This is a genomic window from Streptomyces sp. NPDC046870 (genome assembly GCF_040704595.1).
GTDB lineage: Bacteria > Actinomycetota > Actinomycetes > Streptomycetales > Streptomycetaceae > Streptomyces > Streptomyces argyrophylli.
Genome location: NZ_JBEYXM010000002.1, coordinates 444,636 through 463,661, shown reverse-complemented (window position 1 = coordinate 463,661; position 19,026 = coordinate 444,636). Strand labels below are relative to the sequence as shown.

Below are 19,026 nucleotides of genomic sequence, written 5' to 3'. Positions count from 1 at the left end.
GCGGAGGAGGCGCATGAGGCCATGACGCTCACGAGGCAGGGCGGCCCGGAGCGTGCCGCCGGGAACCCCCCGGCCGCCCGAGCGTGACGGCCGGATTGCGCGGCACGACGAGAGCTCATGGCGGGCGTCACCATCCCGCCGGGCGCATTACGCTCGGTGCACATGAGCGACAGGCACATCAGTCAGCACTTCGAGACCCTCGCGATCCACGCGGGCAACACCGCGGATCCCCTCACCGGCGCGGTCGTCCCGCCGATCTACCAGGTCTCGACCTACAAGCAGGACGGCGTCGGCGGGCTCCGCGGCGGCTACGAGTACAGCCGTAGCGCCAACCCGACCCGGACCGCCCTGGAGGAGAACCTCGCCGCGCTGGAGGGCGGCCGCCGCGGCCTCGCCTTCGCGTCCGGCCTGGCGGCCGAGGACACCCTGCTGCGTACGCTGCTCACCCCCGGCGACCACGTGGTGATCCCGAACGACGCCTACGGCGGCACCTTCCGGCTCTTCGCCAAGGTCGCCACCCGCTGGGGGGTGGAGTGGTCGGTCGCCGACACCAGCGACCCGGCCGCCGTGCGGGCCGCGATCACCCCGAAGACCAAGGCCGTCTGGGTGGAGACCCCCTCCAACCCGCTGCTCGGCATCACCGACATCGCCGCCGTCGCCCAGGTCGCCCACGACGCGGGCGCGAAGCTCGTCGTCGACAACACCTTCGCCACGCCCTACCTCCAGCAGCCGCTGGCGCTCGGCGCCGATGTCGTCGTGCACTCCCTGACCAAGTACATGGGCGGCCACTCCGACGTGGTCGGCGGCGCGCTGATCGTCTCCGACCCGGGGCTCGGCGAGGAACTGGCCTACCACCAGAACGCCATGGGCGGGGTCGCCGGCCCCTTCGACTCCTGGCTGGTGCTGCGCGGCACCAAGACCCTCGCGGTGCGCATGGACCGGCACAGCGAGAACGCCACGAAGATCGCCGACATGCTGTCCCGGCACGCGCGCGTGACGAGCGTGCTCTACCCGGGGCTGCCCGAGCACCCCGGCCACGAGGTCGCCGCCAAGCAGATGAAGGCGTTCGGCGGCATGGTGTCGTTCCGGGTCGAGGGCGGCGAGCAGGCCGCGGTCGACGTGTGCAACCGCGCCCAGGTGTTCACCCTCGGCGAGTCCCTCGGCGGTGTCGAGTCCCTCATCGAGCACCCCGGCCGGATGACGCACGCCTCCGCCGCCGGTTCCGCGCTGGAGGTCCCGGCCGACCTGGTGCGCCTGTCGGTCGGCATCGAGAACGTCGACGACCTGCTGGAGGACCTGCAGCAGGCCCTCGGCAAGTAGCGGGGGTCACCAGCCGGACAGCGGTGGGGTCGTCTGCGAGGGCGGCTCCACCCAGGGGTGGGCGTCGGCCGCCCACACCGCGAAGGCGACGGCCGCGACGCAGGCCAGCAGCCACAGGACCCGGCGGACGAGCCGCCGCTGCCGCAGCAGGCGTTCCCCGCGGCGCACCGCGTCACCGTGCAGCTCCGGCGGCACCGGAGCCCCGCCCTGTTCCATGATCCGCCGCACGGCGGCTTCCCGCTCGCCCCGTCTCACCGCGGCCTCCCGCCGCCGGACCGGCGGTCGCGCGAGCAGGGGCTCCGGTGGCGGCCGTGCGAGGGGACGCGCCGTACGAGGTCGCCGGCGCGGCTCATGACGGTGCCGCCCCGGTGTTCGCCGCGCGGGGCGCGACCGGGCGGGCGGGGTGCAGGACGTCGGCCGTCGCGCGGTCGCAGAGGGTGTGGACGCGTTCCGCGGGCAGGCCGAGCAGGGCCGCCGTCTGCTCCTCGGCCACACCCTCGTAGAACCGCAGGACCAGGACCAGCCGCTCGCGCGGCGCGAGCGCGGCCAGCGGGCTGCGCGGATCCGGCCGGGCGCGGCCGAGGACGCCGTACCGGTGCCAGGTGGTGCGCGCGAAGCGGGTGGCGAGGTACTGGCGGGCGCAGTCGTACGGGTCCTCGCCGCGCAGCCGGTCCCAGCGGGCGTAGGTGTGGGCGAGCGCGAGCGTCAGCAGGCGCCGCGCGCGCGGGTTGGCGTCCGGCGCCTCGGCGGTGAGCAGCATGGCGGCGTGCAGCAGGCGCCCGGCCGCACCGGCGACGAACGCCTCGAACTCGCGGGCCCGGCGGGCATCACGGGCCACTTGCCGATCCCCCACCGTGCCTCCCCCCGACGGGGCCCCGCCCCGGTCCGCCGGAGCCGGTCCGGACGAACCCCTCTGCGGACCCGGTCTCATATCAGGCCAGTGGCGGGCCGGGGTCAAGACCTCGGAACCCGCGCGGTGCGGCGCGCGGTCAGGAGGCCGGGGGCTGCTCCGCCGCCGGTACGCCCTGGACGGTCATCCGCGCGGAGAGCGCGTGGTTGAAGCGGGTGAGCAGCGCGCAGAACTGCTCGCGCTCCTCCGGTGCCCAGTCGTGTGTCAGCTCGGCCATGAGCTGACGCCGGGACGAGCGCACCTCCTCCAGCCGCGCGGCGCCGCGCGGCGACAGCTGGAGCACCACCGCGCGCCCGTCCTCCGGGTGCGAGGTGCGCTTGACGAGCCCGGTGTCGACCAGGGGCGCCACCTGCCGGGTGACCGTGGAGGAGTCGATGCCCATGCTCGCGGCGAGCGCCTTGACGCCCATCGGGCCCTCGTTGTCGAGCCGGTTGAGCAGCAGGTACGCGGCACGGTCCATGGAGTTGCGCACCTGGCCGACGCCGCCGAGCCGCGTCTGTTCGGCACGGCGGGCGAACACCGCCACCTCGTGCTGGAGGGTGTCGAGGAGACCGGTGTCACCGACGGTCGTCATGTCCATCGACATTTCAGGTGTTGTGGGCATGGCCGGAGGCTCGCTTCATGAAGGGCTGCTGGGTTGGGGGACAGGGTACGCGGCCCGGCGCCGCGCCGTACCGGCGCTGCACGAACCGGTCTCGCTGCTTGGTCACACCCGTCGTGCGCGAACGTGAACTGCGATGCTGGAGTCATGAGCTACCGCACGGCTGACTCCTTGCGCTCCGTGACCCTCGACGATGTGCGCGGCGCCCAGAAGATGCTCTCGGGAGTGGCCCGTGTGACCGCGATGGAGGGCAGCCGGCACCTGTCCCAGCTGGTCGGCGCCCCCGTGCACCTGAAGTGCGAGAACCTCCAGCGGACCGGCTCGTTCAAGCTGCGCGGCGCCTACGTGCGGATCGCCGGGCTGCTGCCGGAGGAGCGGGCGGCCGGTGTGGTGGCCGCGAGCGCCGGCAACCACGCGCAGGGCGTCGCGCTCGCCTCCGCCCTGCTCGGTGTGCACGCGACGGTGTTCATGCCGAAGGGCGCGCCGCTGCCGAAGATCAGCGCGACCCGGGACTACGGCGCCGAGGTGCGCCTGCACGGCCAGGTGGTCGACGAGACGCTGGCCGCCGCCCAGGAGTACGCCGACCGGACCGGGGCGGTGTTCATCCACCCCTTCGACCACCCGGACGTGATCGCCGGCCAGGGCACGGTCGGCCTGGAGATCCTGGAGCAGTGCCCGGAGGTCCGCACGATCGTCGTCGGCATGGGCGGCGGCGGGCTCGCGGCCGGGATCGCGGTGGGGGTGAAGGCGCTGCGGCCGGACGTGCGGATCGTCGGCGTGCAGGCGGAGGGGGCCGCCTGTTACCCGCCCTCGCTGGCCGCCGGGCGTCCGGTGTCGTTGCTGAGCCCGGCGACGATGGCCGACGGCATCAAGGTGGGGCGGCCGGGCGTGGTGCCGTTCGGGATCGTCGGCGAACTGGTCGACGAGGTGCGCACGGTCAGCGAGGACCAGTTGTCGGCGGCGCTGCTGCTCTGCCTGGAGCGGGCCAAGCTGGTCGTGGAGCCGGCCGGGGCGAGCCCGGTGGCGGCGCTGCTGGCCGCGCCGGACGCCTTCGAGGGCCCGGTCGTCGCGGTGCTCTCCGGCGGCAACGTCGACCCGGTGCTGATGCAGCGGGTGCTGCGGCACGGCATGGCCGCGCAGGGCCGTTACCTGGCCGTCCGGCTGCGGCTGACGGACCGGCCGGGCGCGCTCGCCACGCTGCTCGGGGTGCTGTCGGCGGTCGACGCCAACGTCCTCGACGTCAGTCACGTCCGCACCGGTCCCCGGCTCGGTCTGACGGAGGCCGAGGTGGAGCTGCACCTGGAGACGAAGGGCCCGGCGCACTGCGCCGAGGTCGGCCGGTCCCTGCGGGACGCCGGCTACACCGTCATGGACTGACCCGGATCGGCCGGCCACGGCCACCACCCGTTCGAGCGAAGTCTCTTGAGAGACGCGATACATCGCGTTATGGTGTGTCGTGTGGTCGCCGGCCGGCCCGCCCGCAGGTGCACGGCACCCGCGCGCACCGGTGTTCCGCATCCGCGGAAACCACGGGCACGGCCGGGCGAACAAACCTAGCCTTTGCGAAGAATCCGTCCCCGAAAATCCCCGACGACGTGGAGACACATATGCCAGGTGCCATCTATGCCGAAGGCCTGGTGAAGACCTTCGGCGACGTAAGGGCACTGGACGGCGTCGACCTCGACGTGCCCGAGGGCACGGTCCTTGGCCTCCTCGGGCCGAACGGCGCCGGCAAGACGACGGCCGTCCGCTGCCTGACGACCCTGCTGCGCCCCGACAGCGGCAAGGCGGTGGTCGCCGGCGTGGACGTGCTGCGCCATCCCGACGCCGTACGCCGCTCCATCGGCCTCTCCGGCCAGTTCGCGGCGGTCGACGAGTACCTGACCGGCCGGGAGAACCTCCAGATGGTCGGGCAGCTCTACCAGATGAGGGCCAAGGCGGCCAAGGCACGCGCGACGGAGCTGCTGGAACAGTTCCACCTCGCCGACGCCGCCGACCGCCCCGCCAAGACCTACTCCGGAGGCATGCGCCGCCGGCTGGACCTCGCCGCGGCCCTCGTGGTCTCGCCGCCGGTGATGTTCATGGACGAACCGACGACGGGCCTCGACCCGCGCAACCGCCAGCAGCTGTGGGAGGTCATCAAACAGCTCGTCTCCGGCGGTACGACGCTCCTGCTCACCACGCAGTACCTGGAAGAGGCCGACCACCTGGCCCATGACATCGCGGTCGTCGACCACGGCCGGGTCATCGCCAAGGGGACCTCCGACCAGCTCAAGGCCCGCACCGGCGGCGAGCGCGTCGAGGTCGTGGTGCACGAGCGGGAGGAGATGGCCGCCGCCGCGGAGGTGCTGCGCGGCTTCGGCAAGGGCGAGACCACGGTCGAGGAGCACACCCGCAAGCTCACGGTGCCCGTCACCGGCGGCGCCAAGCTGCTCGCCGAGGTCATCCGCGAGCTCGACTCGCGCGGGATAGAGATGGACGACGTCGGGCTGCGCCGCCCCACCCTCGACGACGTCTTCCTGTCCCTGACCGGACACGCGGCGGAGAACGCCGAGCAGGACGAGCGCACCGGCAAGGAGGCCGTGAAATGAGTGCCGTCACCGACACCGCGCCCGTCGCGGCACCCGGCAACCCCGTGGTCAGATCCGTCCGCGACTCACTGGTCGTGGCCCGCCGGAACCTGATCCGCATGGGACGGATCCCCGAGATGCTGATCTTCGGACTGATCCAGCCCATCATGTTCGTGGTGCTGTTCACCTACGTGTTCGGCGGCTCGATCCAGGTCGGCTCGTCCAGCTCCACGCAGGCCTACCGCGAGTTCCTGATGGCCGGCATCTTCGCCCAGACCGTCACGTTCGCCACGGCGGGCGCCGGCGCCGGCATCGCCGACGACATGCACAAGGGCCTCATCGACCGGTTCCGCTCCCTGCCCATGGCACGCGGCGCGGTCCTCACCGGGCGCACCCTCGCCGACCTGGTCCAGACGGCGCTGACCCTGCTCGTCCTCGCGGTCGTCGCCGTGCTGGTCGGCTGGCGCACGCACGAGAACTTCGGCAAGGTGCTCGCCGGATTCGCCCTGTTCCTGCTGCTCGGCTACGCGTTCTCCTGGATCGGCGCGCTCATCGGCCTGTCCGTGCGCACCCCGGAGGCGGCGACCTCGGGCGGTCTGATCTGGCTGTTTCCGCTGACGTTCATCTCGAACGCCTTCGTGGACGCGAACCAGATGCCGGTCTTCCTGCGGCACATAGCGGAGTGGAACCCGTTCAGCGCCACCGTCCAGGCCTGCCGTGAGCTGTTCGGCAACCTGCCGCCGGGCTTCCGGACACCCGACGCCTGGCCCATGCAGCACCCGGTCCTGGCCTCGCTGATCTGGTCGGTCGTGATCATCCTGGTCTTCCGCACCCTCGCCGTGCGCAAGTACCGCTCCGCGACCGCCTGACAGCGCCACGGCGGCGGAACCGCCGCGGGACGGCCCGAACATGACAAGGCCCCCGGCACCCCTGAGGGCGCCGGGGGCCGGAAGTCGACCGGGGCCGGGATCAGCCCGTGTACGGCTCGGCCTTCAGGATGCGGACCGAGGCCTTCTTGCCGTTCGGCAGCTCGTACTCCGCGTCCTCGCCGACCTTGTGGCCGATGACGCCCGAGCCCAGCGGGGACTGCGGCGAGTAGGTCTCGATGTCGGCGCTCGCGTACTCGCGGGAGGCGAGCAGGAACGTCAGCGTGTCGTCCTCGTCACCGTCGAAGGCGATCGTGACGACCATGCCGGGCGCGACGGCACCGTCCGCGGCCGGCGGCTCGCCGACCTTGGCGTTCTCGAGGAGCTGGGTCAGCTGGCGCACGCGCAGCTCCTGCTTGCCCTGCTCCTCCTTGGCCGCGTGGTACCCGCCGTTCTCGCGCAGGTCGCCCTCCTCGCGCGCAGCCGCGATCTTGGCGGCGATCTCCGTGCGCGCAGGACCAGTAAGGTACTCAAGCTCGTCCTTGAGCTTGTTGTACGCCTCCTGGGTCAGCCAGGTGACGTTCTCGCTGGTCTGGGTCACAGGGTGCTCCTCGTCGGTACTGGGAATACAAAGCATCGCCCTACCCAGAAGAATGTTCCCTCATGGATGGGCGAAACCACGAGCCTAACAATTCAACGCCGGAAGGGGGAGGACATAAGCCATCAGAATTACATCAACGCAGGTCAGGGCCTACGCATTCCGGGTGAACCCGGACCGTGGCCGCGCGTGTCCGCCGGGTGTCAGCCGGCGTGGCAGCCCAGCAGCTCGGCCGTCGTCCCCTGCGCCGTCGTACGGAGCGTGACGACCTTGTCGATCCGGGTGGCCGATCCGGAGAAGCGGAAGTCCGCGCGGCCCACCTCGGCGCCGTCGGCCGACTGCGAGCGCAGGGTGCAGTAGCCGGACGCGCCGGCGTCCTTGCGGACCTCCAGGTGCACCTTGACCGCGTCGCCGGAGGCCTGGAAGGTGATGACCTCGGCGCTGATCTCGTTCTGCGCGACGTAGTGGTAGGCGAAGTAGCCGACCAGTGCGAGCAGGACCGCGCCGAGCACCGAACCGGCGATCCTGAGCTTGCGGTCGGCGCGCTGGTCCGAGGAACGGCCGTAGCGGCCCTCGGGCAGCCGCGTGCTCGCGGTACTCATGATCGTCCTCTCCGCGGAATTATTCGCCCCCCGATTCGGTCACTATAGAAGCCGCCGATCGCGCCCGGAGCCACGGGGGCGCCGACTTACCGAGGAATGAGTCTTGACTGAGCAGCTGCGGCTGATGGCCGTTCACGCGCACCCCGACGACGAGTCGAGCAAGGGCGCGGCCACCATGGCGAAGTACGTGTCCGAGGGGGTGGACGTGCTGGTGGTGACCTGCACCGGCGGAGAGCGCGGGTCCATCCTCAACCCGAAGCTCCAGGGCGACACCTACATCGAGGAGCACATCCACGAGGTGCGCCGCAAGGAGATGGACGAGGCCCGGGAGATCCTCGGCGTCAAGCAGGAGTGGCTCGGCTTCGTCGACTCCGGCCTGCCGGAGGGCGACCCGCTGCCACCGCTGCCCGAGGGCTGCTTCGCCCTGGAGGACGTCGACGAGGCGGCCGGTGAGCTGGTGAAGCAGATCCGCTCCTTCCGCCCGCAGGTGATCACCACCTACGACGAGAACGGCGGCTACCCGCACCCCGACCACATCATGACCCACAAGATCTCCATGGTGGCGTTCGAGGGCGCGGCGGACACCGGGAAGTACCCCGAGGACGAGTTCGGCCCCGCCTACCAGCCGCTGAAGCTCTACTACAACCAGGGCTTCAACCGTCCCCGCACCGAGGCCCTGCACCAGGCCATGCTCGACCGCGGCCTGGAGTCGCCGTACGGGGAGTGGCTCAAGCGGTGGAACGAGATGGAGCGCACCGAGCGCACCCTGACCACGCACATCCCGTGCGCGGACTTCTTCGAGATCCGCGACAAGGCGCTGATCGCCCACGCCACGCAGATCGACCCGGACGGCGGCTGGTTCAAGGTGCCGCTGGAGCTCCAGAAGGAGGTCTGGCCGACGGAGGAGTACGAGCTGGCGAAGTCCCTCGTCGATACTTCCCTCCCCGAGGACGACCTCTTCGCGGGCATCCGGGACAATGCCTGACATGAGCGCAAGCGTGAGCCTGGCAGTGACGCACCTCGTCCCCCTCGCCAAGGAGGTGGACGAGAACAAGGTCACCCCCGGCATCCTCGGTTTCATCGTCTTCGCGGTGATGGCCGTGGCCGTGTGGGGGCTGATGAAGTCGATGAACAAGCACATGCAGAAGGTCGACTTCAAGGAGTCCCCGGACGCGGACGCGGAGCAGGGCCGGGAACAGGCCGGCTCCGCGGCCCGGCAGCGCTGACCCGCCGGGGTCAGCCTTCCGCCGGCACCGCCACCCCCATCACCTCCCGGGCGTGGCGGTCCGGAGTCATGCGCAGCCGCCAGGCCTGCCAGCCGGCCTCCAGCTCGACACCCCGCTCCAGCAGCAGGGCGTACGCCGAGACGTAGTCCGCCAGCTTCTCGTCCCGCAGTGGGTGCGAGGCGCGGGCCAGCCGGGCCAGCTCCTCCTGGGCGACGGCCGTGCCCACCTCCACCCCGCCCGGCGCCGCGTACGGCAGCAGGGTGCAGCGCAGGAAGCGGGCCCAGTCCTCGCCGCGCCGGTCGCCGTAGGACGTGAACAGGGCGAGCGCCTCGTCGCACAGCGCCAGCGCCTGCTGCGACCGCGCGTTGCCCGCGTCCACCACCGCCAGCTCCAGGCAGGTCCAGGCCTCGCCGTGGGCGACGCCGATCCGCTGGAAGTCGGCGCGCGCGTCCACCAGGAGCTGCCGGGCGAAACCGGAGTTGCGCAGCGAGCCGGTCCGCGCGGCCCGCTGGTCCCGGGTCGCCCGCGCCGAGTGGTGCCGGGCGCAGGCCAGGCCGTACACGTCCCGTATCCGGGAGAACATCGTCCGGGACCGCTCCAGGTCCCGCACGGCCTGGTCCAGCTCACCGGTCTCCTCCAGCGCCTGCCCCAGGTAGTACAGCGTCCACGCCTCGCCGCGCGCGTCCTCGTTCTCCCGGTGCCGGGGCACCGCCCGGCGCAGGCTCTCCACGGCCGCGGGGGCATCGCCGGCCACCAGCCGGGCCCGGGCCAGCTGGGTCAGCGCCCACGCCTCCCCACGGGCGTCCTGCGTCCTGCCGTACCGCTCCAGGGCCGCCCGCAGCTCCGTCTCCGCGCGCGGTACGTCCCCCAGCCGCAGGGCCAGCTGGCCCAGCTGGAAGTGCGCCCAGGCCTCGCCGTGCACCGAGCCGCCCTCGCGGTGCAGGACCAGGGAGCGGGTGAGCAGGTCCAGGGCCTCCGCCAGGCGGGCGCGGTCCCGCTGGACGGCCGCCAGCGCGTGCATCGTCCACGCCCGGTCCGTCGCCAGCTCCGGTGCCGCCTGCATGTCCAGGGCCTCCTGGAGCCTGGCCGCCGCCTCGGTGAGGTTGCCCTGGTGGTGCAGCGTGATCCCCAGCGAGGTCAGCGCGCGGGCCGCCCCCGCCTCGTGCTGGGCCTCCCGGTACAGGTCCACGACCGAGGTCAGCGTGGTCCGTGCCTTGTCCAGCTCGCCGAGCTGCCGGGCCGCGATGCCGGTACGCCACTGCACCGAGCGCACCAGCAGTCCCTGGTCCACCGACTGCGCCAGCTCGCTGATCTCACCGAGCCGGTACAGGTCGCCGCGCAGCAGGCAGTAGTCGCACAGCGCGCCCAGCAGGTTCAGCACGGCCGCCTGGTCCACGCCCTCCGCGTGCCGCAGGGCCGCCGTGATGAAGCTGGACTCGTCGTCCAGCCAGCGCAGCGCCTCGTCGAGGGAGGGGAAGCCGTGCGAGCCGAACCGGTTCGACCGCGTCGACATGTTCCCGTCGACCAGGCGCAGCACCGAGTCGGCCAGCTCCGCGTAGTTCACGATCAGCCGCTGCTGCGCGGCCGCCCGCTCGGCCGGGTCCTCCTCGTCCAGCAGCCGGGCGTGCGCGAAGGCCCGCACCAGGTCGTGCAGCCGGTAGCGGCTGCCGCGCACATGGTCGATCAGGCCCGCCCGGGCGAGCGCCACCAGATGCCGGGTGGCCTCGGCCTCGTCCGTGGCGAGCAGGGAGGCCGCCGCCGCCGCGCCCAGCGAGGCCCGGCCCGCCAGGGCGAGCCTGCGCAGCAGCCGGCGGGTGGGCTCCGGCTGGTCGGTGTAGCGCAGCCACAGCGCCCGCTCCACCGGCTCCACCGGGCCGTACGCCCCCAGGTCCGCGGCCAGCTGCCGGGGTGAGCGCGGGCCCAGCGCCGAGCCCGCGACCCGCAGCGCCAGCGGCAGCCCGCCGCACAGCTCGCGGACCCGGTCGGCGGAGTCGGCGTCGTACGGCCCCGACGCGTCCTCGGCCACCGCGTTCAGCAGTTCCTCGGCGCCCGCCGCGTCCAGCGCCGGGACGGGCAGCTCGTGCACCCAGGCCGGCAGCTCGGCGGGCAGGTCGAGGGGAGAGCGGGCGGTGACCAGCACCAGGCTGTCGGAGCGCTCCGGCACCAGGGCGCGCACCTGCTCCGGGTCCGAGGCGTCGTCCAGCACGATCGTCACCGGCAGTCCGGTCAGATGCCGGTGGTACAGCTCGGCCAGCCGCTTGACCTGCTGGTCGGGGGAGGAGCGTTCCCTGAACAGCAGCTGCTCGCGGGGCGCGCCCAGCCGGTTGAGCAGGTGCAGCAGGGCGTCCCGGGTGGACAGTGGCGCCTCCTCCCGGCTGCCGCCGCGCAGGTCCACCACCACCGCGCCCCGGAAGTGGTCCCGCAGCTCGTGCGCCGCGCGCACCGCGAGCGTGGTCCGGCCGGAGCCGGGCTCGCCGTGCAGCACCACCAGCGTCGGCCGGGTCTCGGTGGCCGCGCGCGCCGCCTGCGCCCACTGCCTGATCCGCGCCAGCTCCGCCCGGCGCCCCGCGAACGGGCCGTCGGCGTCCGGGAGCTGCCCGAAGGACTGCTCCAGCACCGAACGCCTGCGGGCCGCCGCGCTCTTGTCCGCACCGCGCAGCGCCGGGCCGGTGCCCTTCTTCTTGGCGCCGGTGGAGGCGCTGAGCACCCGCTGCTGGTCGAGGAACGGACGGATGCCGCGCACCTCCAGCGCGGTCAGCCACTGCAGCCGCAGCTGCTCCGGGCCGCCGGGCTGGCCGGCCGCGCCCGCGCGGTGGTGGGCGGCGGGCAGATGCGCACCGGCCACCTTCACCACCGTCGCCGCGGCGCCCACCGCGCCCGCGGTGACGCCCGCGCCGAGGGCCGTGCCGGTACCGGTGCCGAGGGCCAGGTCGGCCACCGCGGCGGCGACGGCGGCGACCGCCGCGACGAGCAGGGCCGTTCCGGCGCCTTCGCGGGCGTACCGCTGGCCGAAGGTCAGCCGGCCGGCCTCCGCCTCGTCCAGTGCGCGCGTGTAGGCCTCGTACTCCTCGCCGGCCGCACCCGCCATCGCCTCCAGCGCGCCGCGCGCCCGCGACAGCAGCAGCTGACCGTCGATCCGCCCGCCCGAACGCCGTACCTCCTCCTCCACGGCCCGCACCAGCAGCCGCTCGGCCTCCGCCCGATGACCGTCCCGCATGTCCCGTCCCCCTCCGGCGGCAACTCCCTCGCGTACGAGTGTCCTTCGGGGACGACGGGATGGCGAGGGGGTGGCGATCAGCGGGCCGGTGAGGGTTCCGTGCCGGTTTCCGTGCCGACTGTCTCCCCCCGGTCACGTCCGGGAGCCGTGCCCCACGGCGCCGCCGCGGCGCCCGCCCGTTCCGCGAAACCGGGGGTCGCCGTCCGGGCCTGACGTCCCACGCGGGCATGGCTGCGGCAGGATGGGGGCATGCCGAATCGACTGGCCCATGAGACGTCCCCGTACCTGCTCCAGCACGCGGACAACCCCGTCGACTGGTGGCCGTGGTCCGGCGAGGCCTTCGAGGAGGCCCGCAGGACCGGCAGGCCCGTCCTGCTGAGCGTCGGGTACAGCAGCTGCCACTGGTGCCACGTGATGGCTCACGAGTCCTTCGAGGACCGGGCCACCGCCGACTACCTCAACGAGCACTTCGTCAGCGTCAAGGTCGACCGCGAGGAGCGGCCGGACGTGGACGCCGTCTACATGGAGGCCGTCCAGGCGGCCACCGGGCACGGCGGCTGGCCCATGACCGTGTTCCTCACCCCCGACGCGGAGCCGTTCTACTTCGGCACCTACTTCCCGCCCGCGCCCCGGCACGGCATGCCCTCCTTCCGGCAGGTGCTGGAGGGCGTCCAGCAGGCCTGGACCACCCGCCGGGAGGAGGTCGCCGACGTCGCCGGGAAGATCGTCCGCGATCTCGCCCAGCGGGAGATCGTCCGGCAGGCCGACACGGCCCCCGGCGAGCAGGAGCTCGCACAGGCCCTGCTCGGGCTCACCCGGGAGTACGACCCCCAGCGCGGCGGATTCGGCGGCGCGCCGAAGTTCCCGCCGTCCATGGTGCTGGAGTTCCTGCTCCGCCACCACGCCCGGACCGGTGCCGAGGGCGCGCTCCAGATGGCCCGGGACACCTGTGAGCGGATGGCCAGGGGCGGCATCTACGACCAGCTCGGCGGCGGGTTCGCCCGGTACTCGGTGGACCGGGACTGGGTCGTGCCGCACTTCGAGAAGATGCTGTACGACAACGCCCTGCTCTGCCGGGTGTACACCCACCTGTGGCGGGCCACCGGCTCGGACCTCGCCCGGCGGGTCGCGCTGGACACCGCCCAGTTCCTGCTCCGCGAACTGCGCACCGCGGAGGGCGGGTTCGCCTCGGCCCTCGACGCCGACAGCGACGACGGCAGCGGGCGGCACGTCGAGGGGGCGTACTACGTCTGGCGGCCCGATCAGCTGCGCGAGGTCCTCGGGGACGACGCCGGCCTCGCCGCCCAGTACTTCGGCGTGACCGAGGAGGGCACCTTCGAACACGGCCAGTCCGTCCTGCGACTGCCGCAGACGGAGGGCGTGTTCGAGGCCGAGAGGATCGCCTCCGTCAAGGACCGGCTCCTCGCCGCCCGGGACCGGCGGCCCGCGCCCGGCCGGGACGACAAGGTCGTCGCCGCCTGGAACGGGCTCGCCATCGCCGCGCTCGCCGAGACCGGCGCCTGCTTCGACCGGCCGGACCTCACCGAGGCCGCCGTCGCCGCCGCCGACCTGCTGGTCCGGGTCCACCTGGACGAACACGGCCGGCTCGCCCGCACCAGCAAGGACGGCCGGGTCGGCCCGAACGCGGGCGTGCTGGAGGACTACGCCGACGTCGCCGAGGGCTTCCTCGCGCTCGCCTCCGTGACCGGCGAGGGCGTCTGGCTGGACTTCGCCGGACTGCTGCTCGACCACGTCCTCGCCCGCTTCACCGACCCGGAGACCGGTGGCCTGTACGACACCGCGTCCGACGCCGAGCAGCTCATCCGCCGGCCCCAGGACCCCACCGACAACGCCGTCCCCTCCGGCTGGACCGCCGCGGCCGGCGCGCTGCTGAGCTACGCCGCCCACACCGGCTCCGAGCCGCACCGGACCGCCGCCGAGCGGGCGCTGGGTGTGGTGAAGACGCTCGGGCCGCGCGTGCCCCGGTTCATCGGATGGGGGCTGGCCGTCGCCGAGGCGCTGCTCGACGGGCCGCGTGAGGTGGCGGTCGTCGGACCGGCCCCGGACGACGAGCGGACGGCGGCCCTGCACCGTACGGCGCTGCTGAGCACCGCCCCGGGGGCCGTCGTCGCCTGCGGCACCCCGGACAGCGAGGAGTTCCCGCTGCTCGCCGACCGCACGCTCATCGACGGCGCGCCCACCGCGTACGTCTGCCGCGGCTTCGTCTGCGACCTGCCGGTGACGGACCCGGACGCCTTGCGGACGAAGCTGATCACTCCCTGAGAGCGGCGGCCGCCGGCCCGGGAACCGGCACCGGTTCCAGCCGGGCCGGCGAGGACCGCTCGGGGCACCCGGCCGCGGCCGCCGCCACCTGGACCGCCACGAGCGACGGCACTGTCCGCCGGGAAGTGTCAGGCGTAGCCGGGGATCAGCGCCGCCGGCGGCAGCCGGGCGCCCCACCGGACGAGCGGGGCGCCGGCCCTGGCGCCCGTCCACCGGGCCCGGAGTCACGCCGGCACGGCCGGACCGGCCACGAGAGAGGCCCGGAAACTGCGGAGCGTGGAGAGGAACGCCGTCGGCAGGAGCAGCCCGAGCCCCCACCCCGCTGCCACGCGGAAGACGTCCCGCACCCGGACGCCGGTCATCCGCGCCGTGTTCGTGCCCGCAGCCGGCCCCGCCGGCCGGTCACCGCGGATCGGGCGGCGTGCTCAGCCGCTCCGGGTGCGCATGCTCAGCGCCCGTTCCACGACCGCCTCCAGCCGATCGTGGTGCGCGCCCTTCCAGTAGGCCCGGCCGCAGGCCGTGCACTGGGCGAAGACGTCGTAGGAGCGTTGGGTGCCGTGCTTCAGCTGGGTGGCGACCTCGTCCTTGGTGGCCGCTCTGAGCAGGCCGTTGCAGGCGGTGCAGCGGGTCCAGGGGCTGAGGTCGGGGGCGAAGCGGTCGAGGACGTCGTGGAGCTGGTCGTCGGGGCGGGTGCTGTAGACGAACGCGCCGGCCCACAGTTCCCGGCGGCGCAGCAGGCCCCGGTCGCGGCTGAGCATGACCCGCTTCTCGGCCGCCGAGCGGGCGGCGAGCGCCGGGTCCCCGATGTCCGTCGACTCGTACGCCGTGTCCACGCCGAGCAGCCGCAGCCGGCGGGCCAGCGTGCCGAGGTGGACGTCGAGGAGGAAGCGGAGGGGTGCGCCGGGCACCCGCTGGGGGCGTTCCACCGGCCGGACGACCAGCCGCTCGGCCGGCTGCGGGACGTACGAGGGCGGGACCTCGCGGCCGTCCACGACCAGCGCGCCGACCTCGGTCAGCGGTACCCCGAGGGACTCGACGACATGGCCGAGGGACGAGACGCCGTCGGTGACGACCGTCCGCCGCGGTCTGCGCTGCACGAACACGCCCAGCTCGGGGGCGAACTCGACGTGGATCTCGGGACCGTTCACCCGGTCAGGATGTCATGGGAGCCGACCGTGGCCTCAGGGTTTTCCGGTGGGCAGGCCGTGCTCCAGGACGTCCAGGGCCCGGTCCACCATGCCGCGCAGGTCGTCCTGGAAGCCGTTCTCCGCCCACGCCATGGTGACCTCCATCAGGCCGCCGACGAGGGCCGTCGCGTAGACGCGCACTTCGAGGCCGTCCGCGGCCAGCCCGGAGCGTTCGGCGAGGGCCTCGCGCAGCAGGCGCCCGGTCCGCGACAGGCTCTCGGCCATCCGGGACCGGACGGCGGGGACCCGGGCCGCGAGGTGTGCCCGCGCCCGCACCACGTCGGGGTCCTCCGCCGTCATCGCGTCGACGGCCTTGCGCATCACGTGCCGTACCGAGTCCGTCCACGGCTCTCCCGCGGGCCGGGCGCGCAGCTCCTCCACCATCAGCGAGCCGAACTCGTCCGTGAGGACGATGTCCTCCTTGGCCGGGAAGTACCGGAAGACGGTCGACGGTGACACCTCGGCCCGGTCGGCGATCTGGTCGATCGTCGTGGCGTCGTAGCCCTGCTCCTCGATCAGCGCGTAGGTCGCGGCACGGATCGCCTCACGGGTCTTGATCTTCTTGCGTTCACGCAGGCCCGGCTGGGGTCGGTCGGCGGGGGAGAGCGGGGAGCGTGCGTGCCTCATGCCGGTCATTGTCCGGCATCGGCCGTGGTGGGGGCGCCGGCGTGTGGATGTGGGAGTGACTCGCACCTCCACGGGACTGTCCATCGCCGAACAGCGTCGGGGCGCGAAGACGGCCACGGCTCGAAGGAGCCGTGGCCGGTGGGGGGGGGCGAGGGCGGACGGCGTCACGTGTGCTGGTACGCCACCAGCGAGATCCCGACGTAGTGGACGACGAACGCGGCCAGGGTGAAGGAGTGGAAGACCTCGTGGAAGCCGAACCAGCGCGGTGACGGGTTCGGGCGCTTGATGCCGTAGATCACGCCGCCGGCGCTGTAGAGCAGACCGCCGACGACCACCAGGACCAGGACCGCGACGCCGCCCGTGCGCAGGAAGTCGGGCAGGAAGAAGACCGCCGCCCACCCCATCGCGATGTAGCAGGGCGTGTACAGCCAGCGCGGGGCGCCGACCCAGAAGACGCGGAAGACGATGCCGGCCGCCGCGGCGGCCCAGATGCCCCACAGCAGCCACTGGCCCTTGGTGCCGGGCAGGAGCAGCAGGGTCAGCGGGGTGTAGGTGCCGGCGATGATCAGGAAGATGTTGGCGTGATCGAGGCGGCGCAGCACGCCGTCCATGCGCGGGCTCCAGTTGCCCCGGTGGTAGAGCGCGCTCACGCCGAACAGGAGGCAGGCCGTCAGGGCGTAGATGCCGCAGGCGACGCGGCCTCTGGTCGAGTCGGCGAGGGCGGTGAGCACGAGGCCCGCGATGAGTGCGGCCGGGAACATCCCGAGATGCAGCCAGCCGCGGAGCCTGGGCTTGACCGGATGCGGCAGGGAGAGCTCCACGGGGCCACGGCCGGCGTCCGGCGTGTCCGTGGGCGCGTCGGAGGCGGACACAGTCATGGCCCGCATGGTACCGAGGCTGCCGTAAGTCATTCATCAATGCGCGGTCAATCAAGTCACCCGGCAAAAAGTCCTTCAGCTGAACCCAACGTGGACGCAAAGAGTCGTGGTAACCGTGGGATTCCTCACGCCGCTCACTTGTGATGCCCTCTGGACAGATGGGCACTAGACTCGGATGATCAAATGAGTGCGGTCGGCACCGGATGAGCAGGCTACGAAGCATCCGGGTCGCGGCCCCCACGGGGCGAGAACACAAAAAATCCCTCACTTAGGAGCAATCGTGGCGCGCGACATCGCGGCTCCCACCGTCGTCCCCACCAACCACCGGGAACTGATCTCGTGGGTCAACGAGATCGCCGAACTGACGCAGCCGGACAGCGTGGTCTGGTGTGACGGGTCCGAGGCCGAGTACGAGCGGCTGTGCGAGGAACTGGTCGCCAAGGGAACCTTCAGGAAACTCGACCCGATCAAGCGCCCCCACTCCTACTACGCCGCCTCCGACCCGTCCGACGTCGCGCGCGTCGAGGACCGGACCTTCATCTGCTCGGAGAAGGAGGAGGACGCGGGCCCGACCAACCACTGGAAGGACCCCGCCGAGATGCGGGACGTCTTCACCGGTGAGCAGGGCCTGTTCCGGGGCTCCATGCGGGGCCGCACGATGTACGTCGTGCCCTTCTGCATGGGCCCGCTCGGCTCCCCGCTGTCCGCGCTGGGCGTGGAGATCACCGACTCCGCCTACGTCGCCGTCTCGATGCGCACGATGACGCGCATGGGCCAGGCCGTCCTGGACGAGCTGGGCGACGAGGGCTTCTTCGTCAAGGCCGTCCACACGCTCGGCGCCCCGCTGGAGCCCGGCCAGGAGGACGTCCCCTGGCCCTGCAACCGGACCAAGTACATCTCGCACTTCCCCGAGTCGCGGGAGATCTGGTCCTACGGCTCCGGCTACGGCGGCAACGCCCTGCTCGGCAAGAAGTGCTACGCCCTGCGCATCGCCTCCGTCATGGCCCGCGACGAGGGCTGGCTGGCCGAGCACATGCTGATCCTCAAACTCACGCCGCCGCAGGGCGAGTCCAAGTACGTCGCCGCCGCCTTCCCCTCCGCCTGCGGCAAGACCAACCTCGCCATGCTGGAGCCCACGATCTCCGGCTGGACCGTGGAGACCATCGGCGACGACATCGCCTGGATGCGGTTCGGCGAGGACGGCCGGCTGTACGCGATCAACCCCGAGGCCGGCTTCTTCGGCGTCGCGCCCGGCACCGGTGAGCACACCAACGCCAACGCGATGAAGACCCTCTGGGGCAACGCGGTCTTCACCAACGTCGCCCTCACCGACGACGGCGACGTGTGGTGGGAGGGCATGACCGAGGAGCCCCCGGCCCACCTGACCGACTGGAAGGGCAACGACTGGACGCCGGAGTCGGAAACCCCGGCCGCCCACCCCAACGCCCGCTTCACCGTGCCGGCCGCGCAGTGCCCGATCATCGCGCCGGAGTGGGAGGACCCGAAGGGCGTGCCGATCTCGGCGATCCTCTTCGGCGGGCGCCGCGCGACGGCGGTGCCGCTCGTGACGGAGTCCTTCGACTGGAACCACGGCGTCTTCCTCGGCGCCAACGTGGCCTCCGAGAAGACCGCCGCCGCCGAGGGCAAGGTCGGCGAGCTGCGCCGCGACCCGTTCGCGATGCTGCCGTTCTGCGGCTACAACATGGGCGACTACATGGCCCACTGGGTCGACGTCGCCAAGGACAAGGACCAGTCCAAGCTGCCGAAGATCTACTACGTCAACTGGTTCCGCAAGAACGACGAGGGCCGGTTCGTCTGGCCGGGCTTCGGAGAGAACTCCCGGGTCCTGAAGTGGATCGTGGAGCGGCTGGAGGGCAGGGCCGAGGGCGTCGAGACCCCGATCGGCGTCCTGCCGGCGAAGGACGCCCTGGACACCGACGGCCTCGCACTCTCCGACTCCGACATGGAGTTCCTGCTCACGGTCGACAAGGAGGTCTGGCGCGAGGAGGCCGCGCTGATCCCCGGGCACCTGGAGACCTTCGGCGACCACACCCCGAAGGAGCTGTGGGACCAGTACCGGGCGCTGGTGGAGCGCCTGGGCTGAGCCGCCCGCCCATGACTCCGCGGCCGGTCGCCGTGCC

Annotated in this window: 17 protein-coding genes; 8 read left to right on the top strand and 9 right to left on the bottom strand. The window is 72.6% G+C overall.

The features are described from left to right. Positions 1 to 162 precede the first annotated feature (162 nt). Positions 163 to 1,320, top strand: a complete 1,158-nt coding sequence (locus AB0946_RS06555; RefSeq protein ID WP_366759483.1) for a cystathionine gamma-synthase — start codon at positions 163 to 165, stop codon at positions 1,318 to 1,320. Between the two features lie 6 nt (positions 1,321 to 1,326). On the opposite strand, the gene AB0946_RS06550 is transcribed toward AB0946_RS06555, so the two are convergent. The 3 genes from AB0946_RS06550 to AB0946_RS06540 all read right to left on the bottom strand — a co-directional run bounded on the left by AB0946_RS06550 (position 1,327) and on the right by AB0946_RS06540 (position 2,816). Next, on the bottom strand, positions 1,327 to 1,575 hold the full coding sequence (locus tag AB0946_RS06550; protein ID WP_366759482.1) for a hypothetical protein: 249 nt from the start codon (positions 1,573 to 1,575) through the stop codon (positions 1,327 to 1,329). A gap of 94 nt (positions 1,576 to 1,669) precedes the next feature. After that, positions 1,670 to 2,173, bottom strand: a complete 504-nt coding sequence (locus tag AB0946_RS06545) for a sigma factor-like helix-turn-helix DNA-binding protein (RefSeq protein WP_366759481.1) — start codon at positions 2,171 to 2,173, stop codon at positions 1,670 to 1,672. Between the two features lie 136 nt (positions 2,174 to 2,309). Beyond that, a complete protein-coding gene (locus AB0946_RS06540) occupies positions 2,310 to 2,816 on the bottom strand; it encodes a MarR family transcriptional regulator (RefSeq protein ID WP_181140640.1) in 507 nt (168 codons plus the stop codon). A 162-nt stretch (positions 2,817 to 2,978) separates the two neighbouring features. Between AB0946_RS06540 and ilvA the strand changes: the two genes are divergently transcribed. From ilvA to AB0946_RS06525, 3 genes are all read left to right on the top strand, one after another. Then, a complete protein-coding gene (ilvA, locus tag AB0946_RS06535) occupies positions 2,979 to 4,208 on the top strand; it encodes a threonine ammonia-lyase (protein WP_366759480.1) in 1,230 nt (409 codons plus the stop codon). A 230-nt stretch (positions 4,209 to 4,438) separates the two neighbouring features. Then, positions 4,439 to 5,422 (top strand): ATP-binding cassette domain-containing protein, encoded by a 984-nt coding sequence (locus AB0946_RS06530; RefSeq protein ID WP_366759479.1) that lies wholly within the window; start codon positions 4,439 to 4,441, stop codon positions 5,420 to 5,422. Further along, on the top strand, positions 5,419 to 6,270 hold the full coding sequence (locus AB0946_RS06525) for an ABC transporter permease (protein WP_366759478.1): 852 nt from the start codon (positions 5,419 to 5,421) through the stop codon (positions 6,268 to 6,270). Before AB0946_RS06530 ends, AB0946_RS06525 begins: the two co-directional genes overlap by 4 nt. Before the next feature lie 100 nt (positions 6,271 to 6,370). Here AB0946_RS06525 and greA read toward each other — a convergent pair whose 3' ends face one another. Further along, positions 6,371 to 6,868: a transcription elongation factor GreA gene (gene greA, locus AB0946_RS06520; protein WP_171153308.1), complete on the bottom strand. Its 498-nt coding sequence runs from the start codon at positions 6,866 to 6,868 to the stop codon at positions 6,371 to 6,373. Between the two features lie 200 nt (positions 6,869 to 7,068). Then, positions 7,069 to 7,467, bottom strand: coding sequence for a DUF4307 domain-containing protein (locus AB0946_RS06515; RefSeq protein WP_366748743.1), 399 nt, complete (start codon positions 7,465 to 7,467; stop codon positions 7,069 to 7,071). Between the two features lie 103 nt (positions 7,468 to 7,570). Between AB0946_RS06515 and mca the strand changes: the two genes are divergently transcribed. Further along, positions 7,571 to 8,452, top strand: a complete 882-nt coding sequence (gene mca / locus AB0946_RS06510; RefSeq protein ID WP_366759477.1) for a mycothiol conjugate amidase Mca — start codon at positions 7,571 to 7,573, stop codon at positions 8,450 to 8,452. Continuing rightward, positions 8,445 to 8,693, top strand: a complete 249-nt coding sequence (locus AB0946_RS06505) for a hypothetical protein (RefSeq protein WP_366759476.1) — start codon at positions 8,445 to 8,447, stop codon at positions 8,691 to 8,693. Before mca ends, AB0946_RS06505 begins: the two co-directional genes overlap by 8 nt. A 10-nt stretch (positions 8,694 to 8,703) precedes the next feature. On the opposite strand, the gene AB0946_RS06500 is transcribed toward AB0946_RS06505, so the two are convergent. Beyond that, positions 8,704 to 11,910 carry a tetratricopeptide repeat protein gene (locus AB0946_RS06500; RefSeq protein ID WP_366759475.1) on the bottom strand — a complete coding sequence of 1,069 codons (3,207 nt, stop codon included), beginning with the start codon at positions 11,908 to 11,910 and terminating at the stop codon, positions 8,704 to 8,706. A gap of 249 nt (positions 11,911 to 12,159) precedes the next feature. Here AB0946_RS06500 and AB0946_RS06495 point away from each other — a divergent pair, with 249 nt between their 5' ends. Next, entirely contained in the window at positions 12,160 to 14,193 is a 2,034-nt protein-coding gene (locus AB0946_RS06495) for a thioredoxin domain-containing protein (protein WP_366759474.1), read from the top strand. 425 nt (positions 14,194 to 14,618) lie between these two features. On the opposite strand, the gene AB0946_RS06490 is transcribed toward AB0946_RS06495, so the two are convergent. The 3 genes from AB0946_RS06490 to AB0946_RS06480 form a co-directional block, all read right to left on the bottom strand. After that, a complete protein-coding gene (locus AB0946_RS06490; RefSeq protein ID WP_366759473.1) occupies positions 14,619 to 15,341 on the bottom strand; it encodes a Mut7-C RNAse domain-containing protein in 723 nt (240 codons plus the stop codon). A gap of 33 nt (positions 15,342 to 15,374) precedes the next feature. Continuing rightward, a complete protein-coding gene (locus AB0946_RS06485; RefSeq protein ID WP_366759472.1) occupies positions 15,375 to 16,007 on the bottom strand; it encodes a TetR family transcriptional regulator in 633 nt (210 codons plus the stop codon). A 164-nt stretch (positions 16,008 to 16,171) separates the two neighbouring features. Beyond that, positions 16,172 to 16,885, bottom strand: a complete 714-nt coding sequence (locus tag AB0946_RS06480) for a hemolysin III family protein (protein WP_366759471.1) — start codon at positions 16,883 to 16,885, stop codon at positions 16,172 to 16,174. Between the two features lie 280 nt (positions 16,886 to 17,165). On the opposite strand from AB0946_RS06480, the gene AB0946_RS06475 reads away from it, so the two are divergent. Continuing rightward, positions 17,166 to 18,989: a phosphoenolpyruvate carboxykinase (GTP) gene (locus AB0946_RS06475; RefSeq protein WP_366759470.1), complete on the top strand. Its 1,824-nt coding sequence runs from the start codon at positions 17,166 to 17,168 to the stop codon at positions 18,987 to 18,989. Positions 18,990 to 19,026: the final 37 nt, after the last annotated feature.

What these genes read in the sequence shown, in the direction of transcription:
- ilvA (WP_366759480.1), top strand. Translation starts at nt 2,979, where the DNA reads ATGAGCTACCGCACGGCTGACTCCTTGCGCTCCGTGACCCTCGACGAT.
- AB0946_RS06485 (WP_366759472.1), bottom strand. Translation starts at nt 16,007, where the DNA reads ATGAGGCACGCACGCTCCCCGCTCTCCCCCGCCGACCGACCCCAGCCG.
- AB0946_RS06495 (WP_366759474.1), top strand. Translation starts at nt 12,160, where the DNA reads ATGCCGAATCGACTGGCCCATGAGACGTCCCCGTACCTGCTCCAGCAC.
- AB0946_RS06525 (WP_366759478.1), top strand. Translation starts at nt 5,419, where the DNA reads ATGAGTGCCGTCACCGACACCGCGCCCGTCGCGGCACCCGGCAACCCC.
- AB0946_RS06480 (WP_366759471.1), bottom strand. Translation starts at nt 16,885, where the DNA reads ATGACTGTGTCCGCCTCCGACGCGCCCACGGACACGCCGGACGCCGGC.
- AB0946_RS06530 (WP_366759479.1), top strand. Translation starts at nt 4,439, where the DNA reads ATGCCAGGTGCCATCTATGCCGAAGGCCTGGTGAAGACCTTCGGCGAC.
- AB0946_RS06515 (WP_366748743.1), bottom strand. Translation starts at nt 7,467, where the DNA reads ATGAGTACCGCGAGCACGCGGCTGCCCGAGGGCCGCTACGGCCGTTCC.
- AB0946_RS06540 (WP_181140640.1), bottom strand. Translation starts at nt 2,816, where the DNA reads ATGTCGATGGACATGACGACCGTCGGTGACACCGGTCTCCTCGACACC.
- AB0946_RS06555 (WP_366759483.1), top strand. Translation starts at nt 163, where the DNA reads ATGAGCGACAGGCACATCAGTCAGCACTTCGAGACCCTCGCGATCCAC.
- AB0946_RS06500 (WP_366759475.1), bottom strand. Translation starts at nt 11,910, where the DNA reads ATGCGGGACGGTCATCGGGCGGAGGCCGAGCGGCTGCTGGTGCGGGCC.
- AB0946_RS06505 (WP_366759476.1), top strand. Translation starts at nt 8,445, where the DNA reads ATGCCTGACATGAGCGCAAGCGTGAGCCTGGCAGTGACGCACCTCGTC.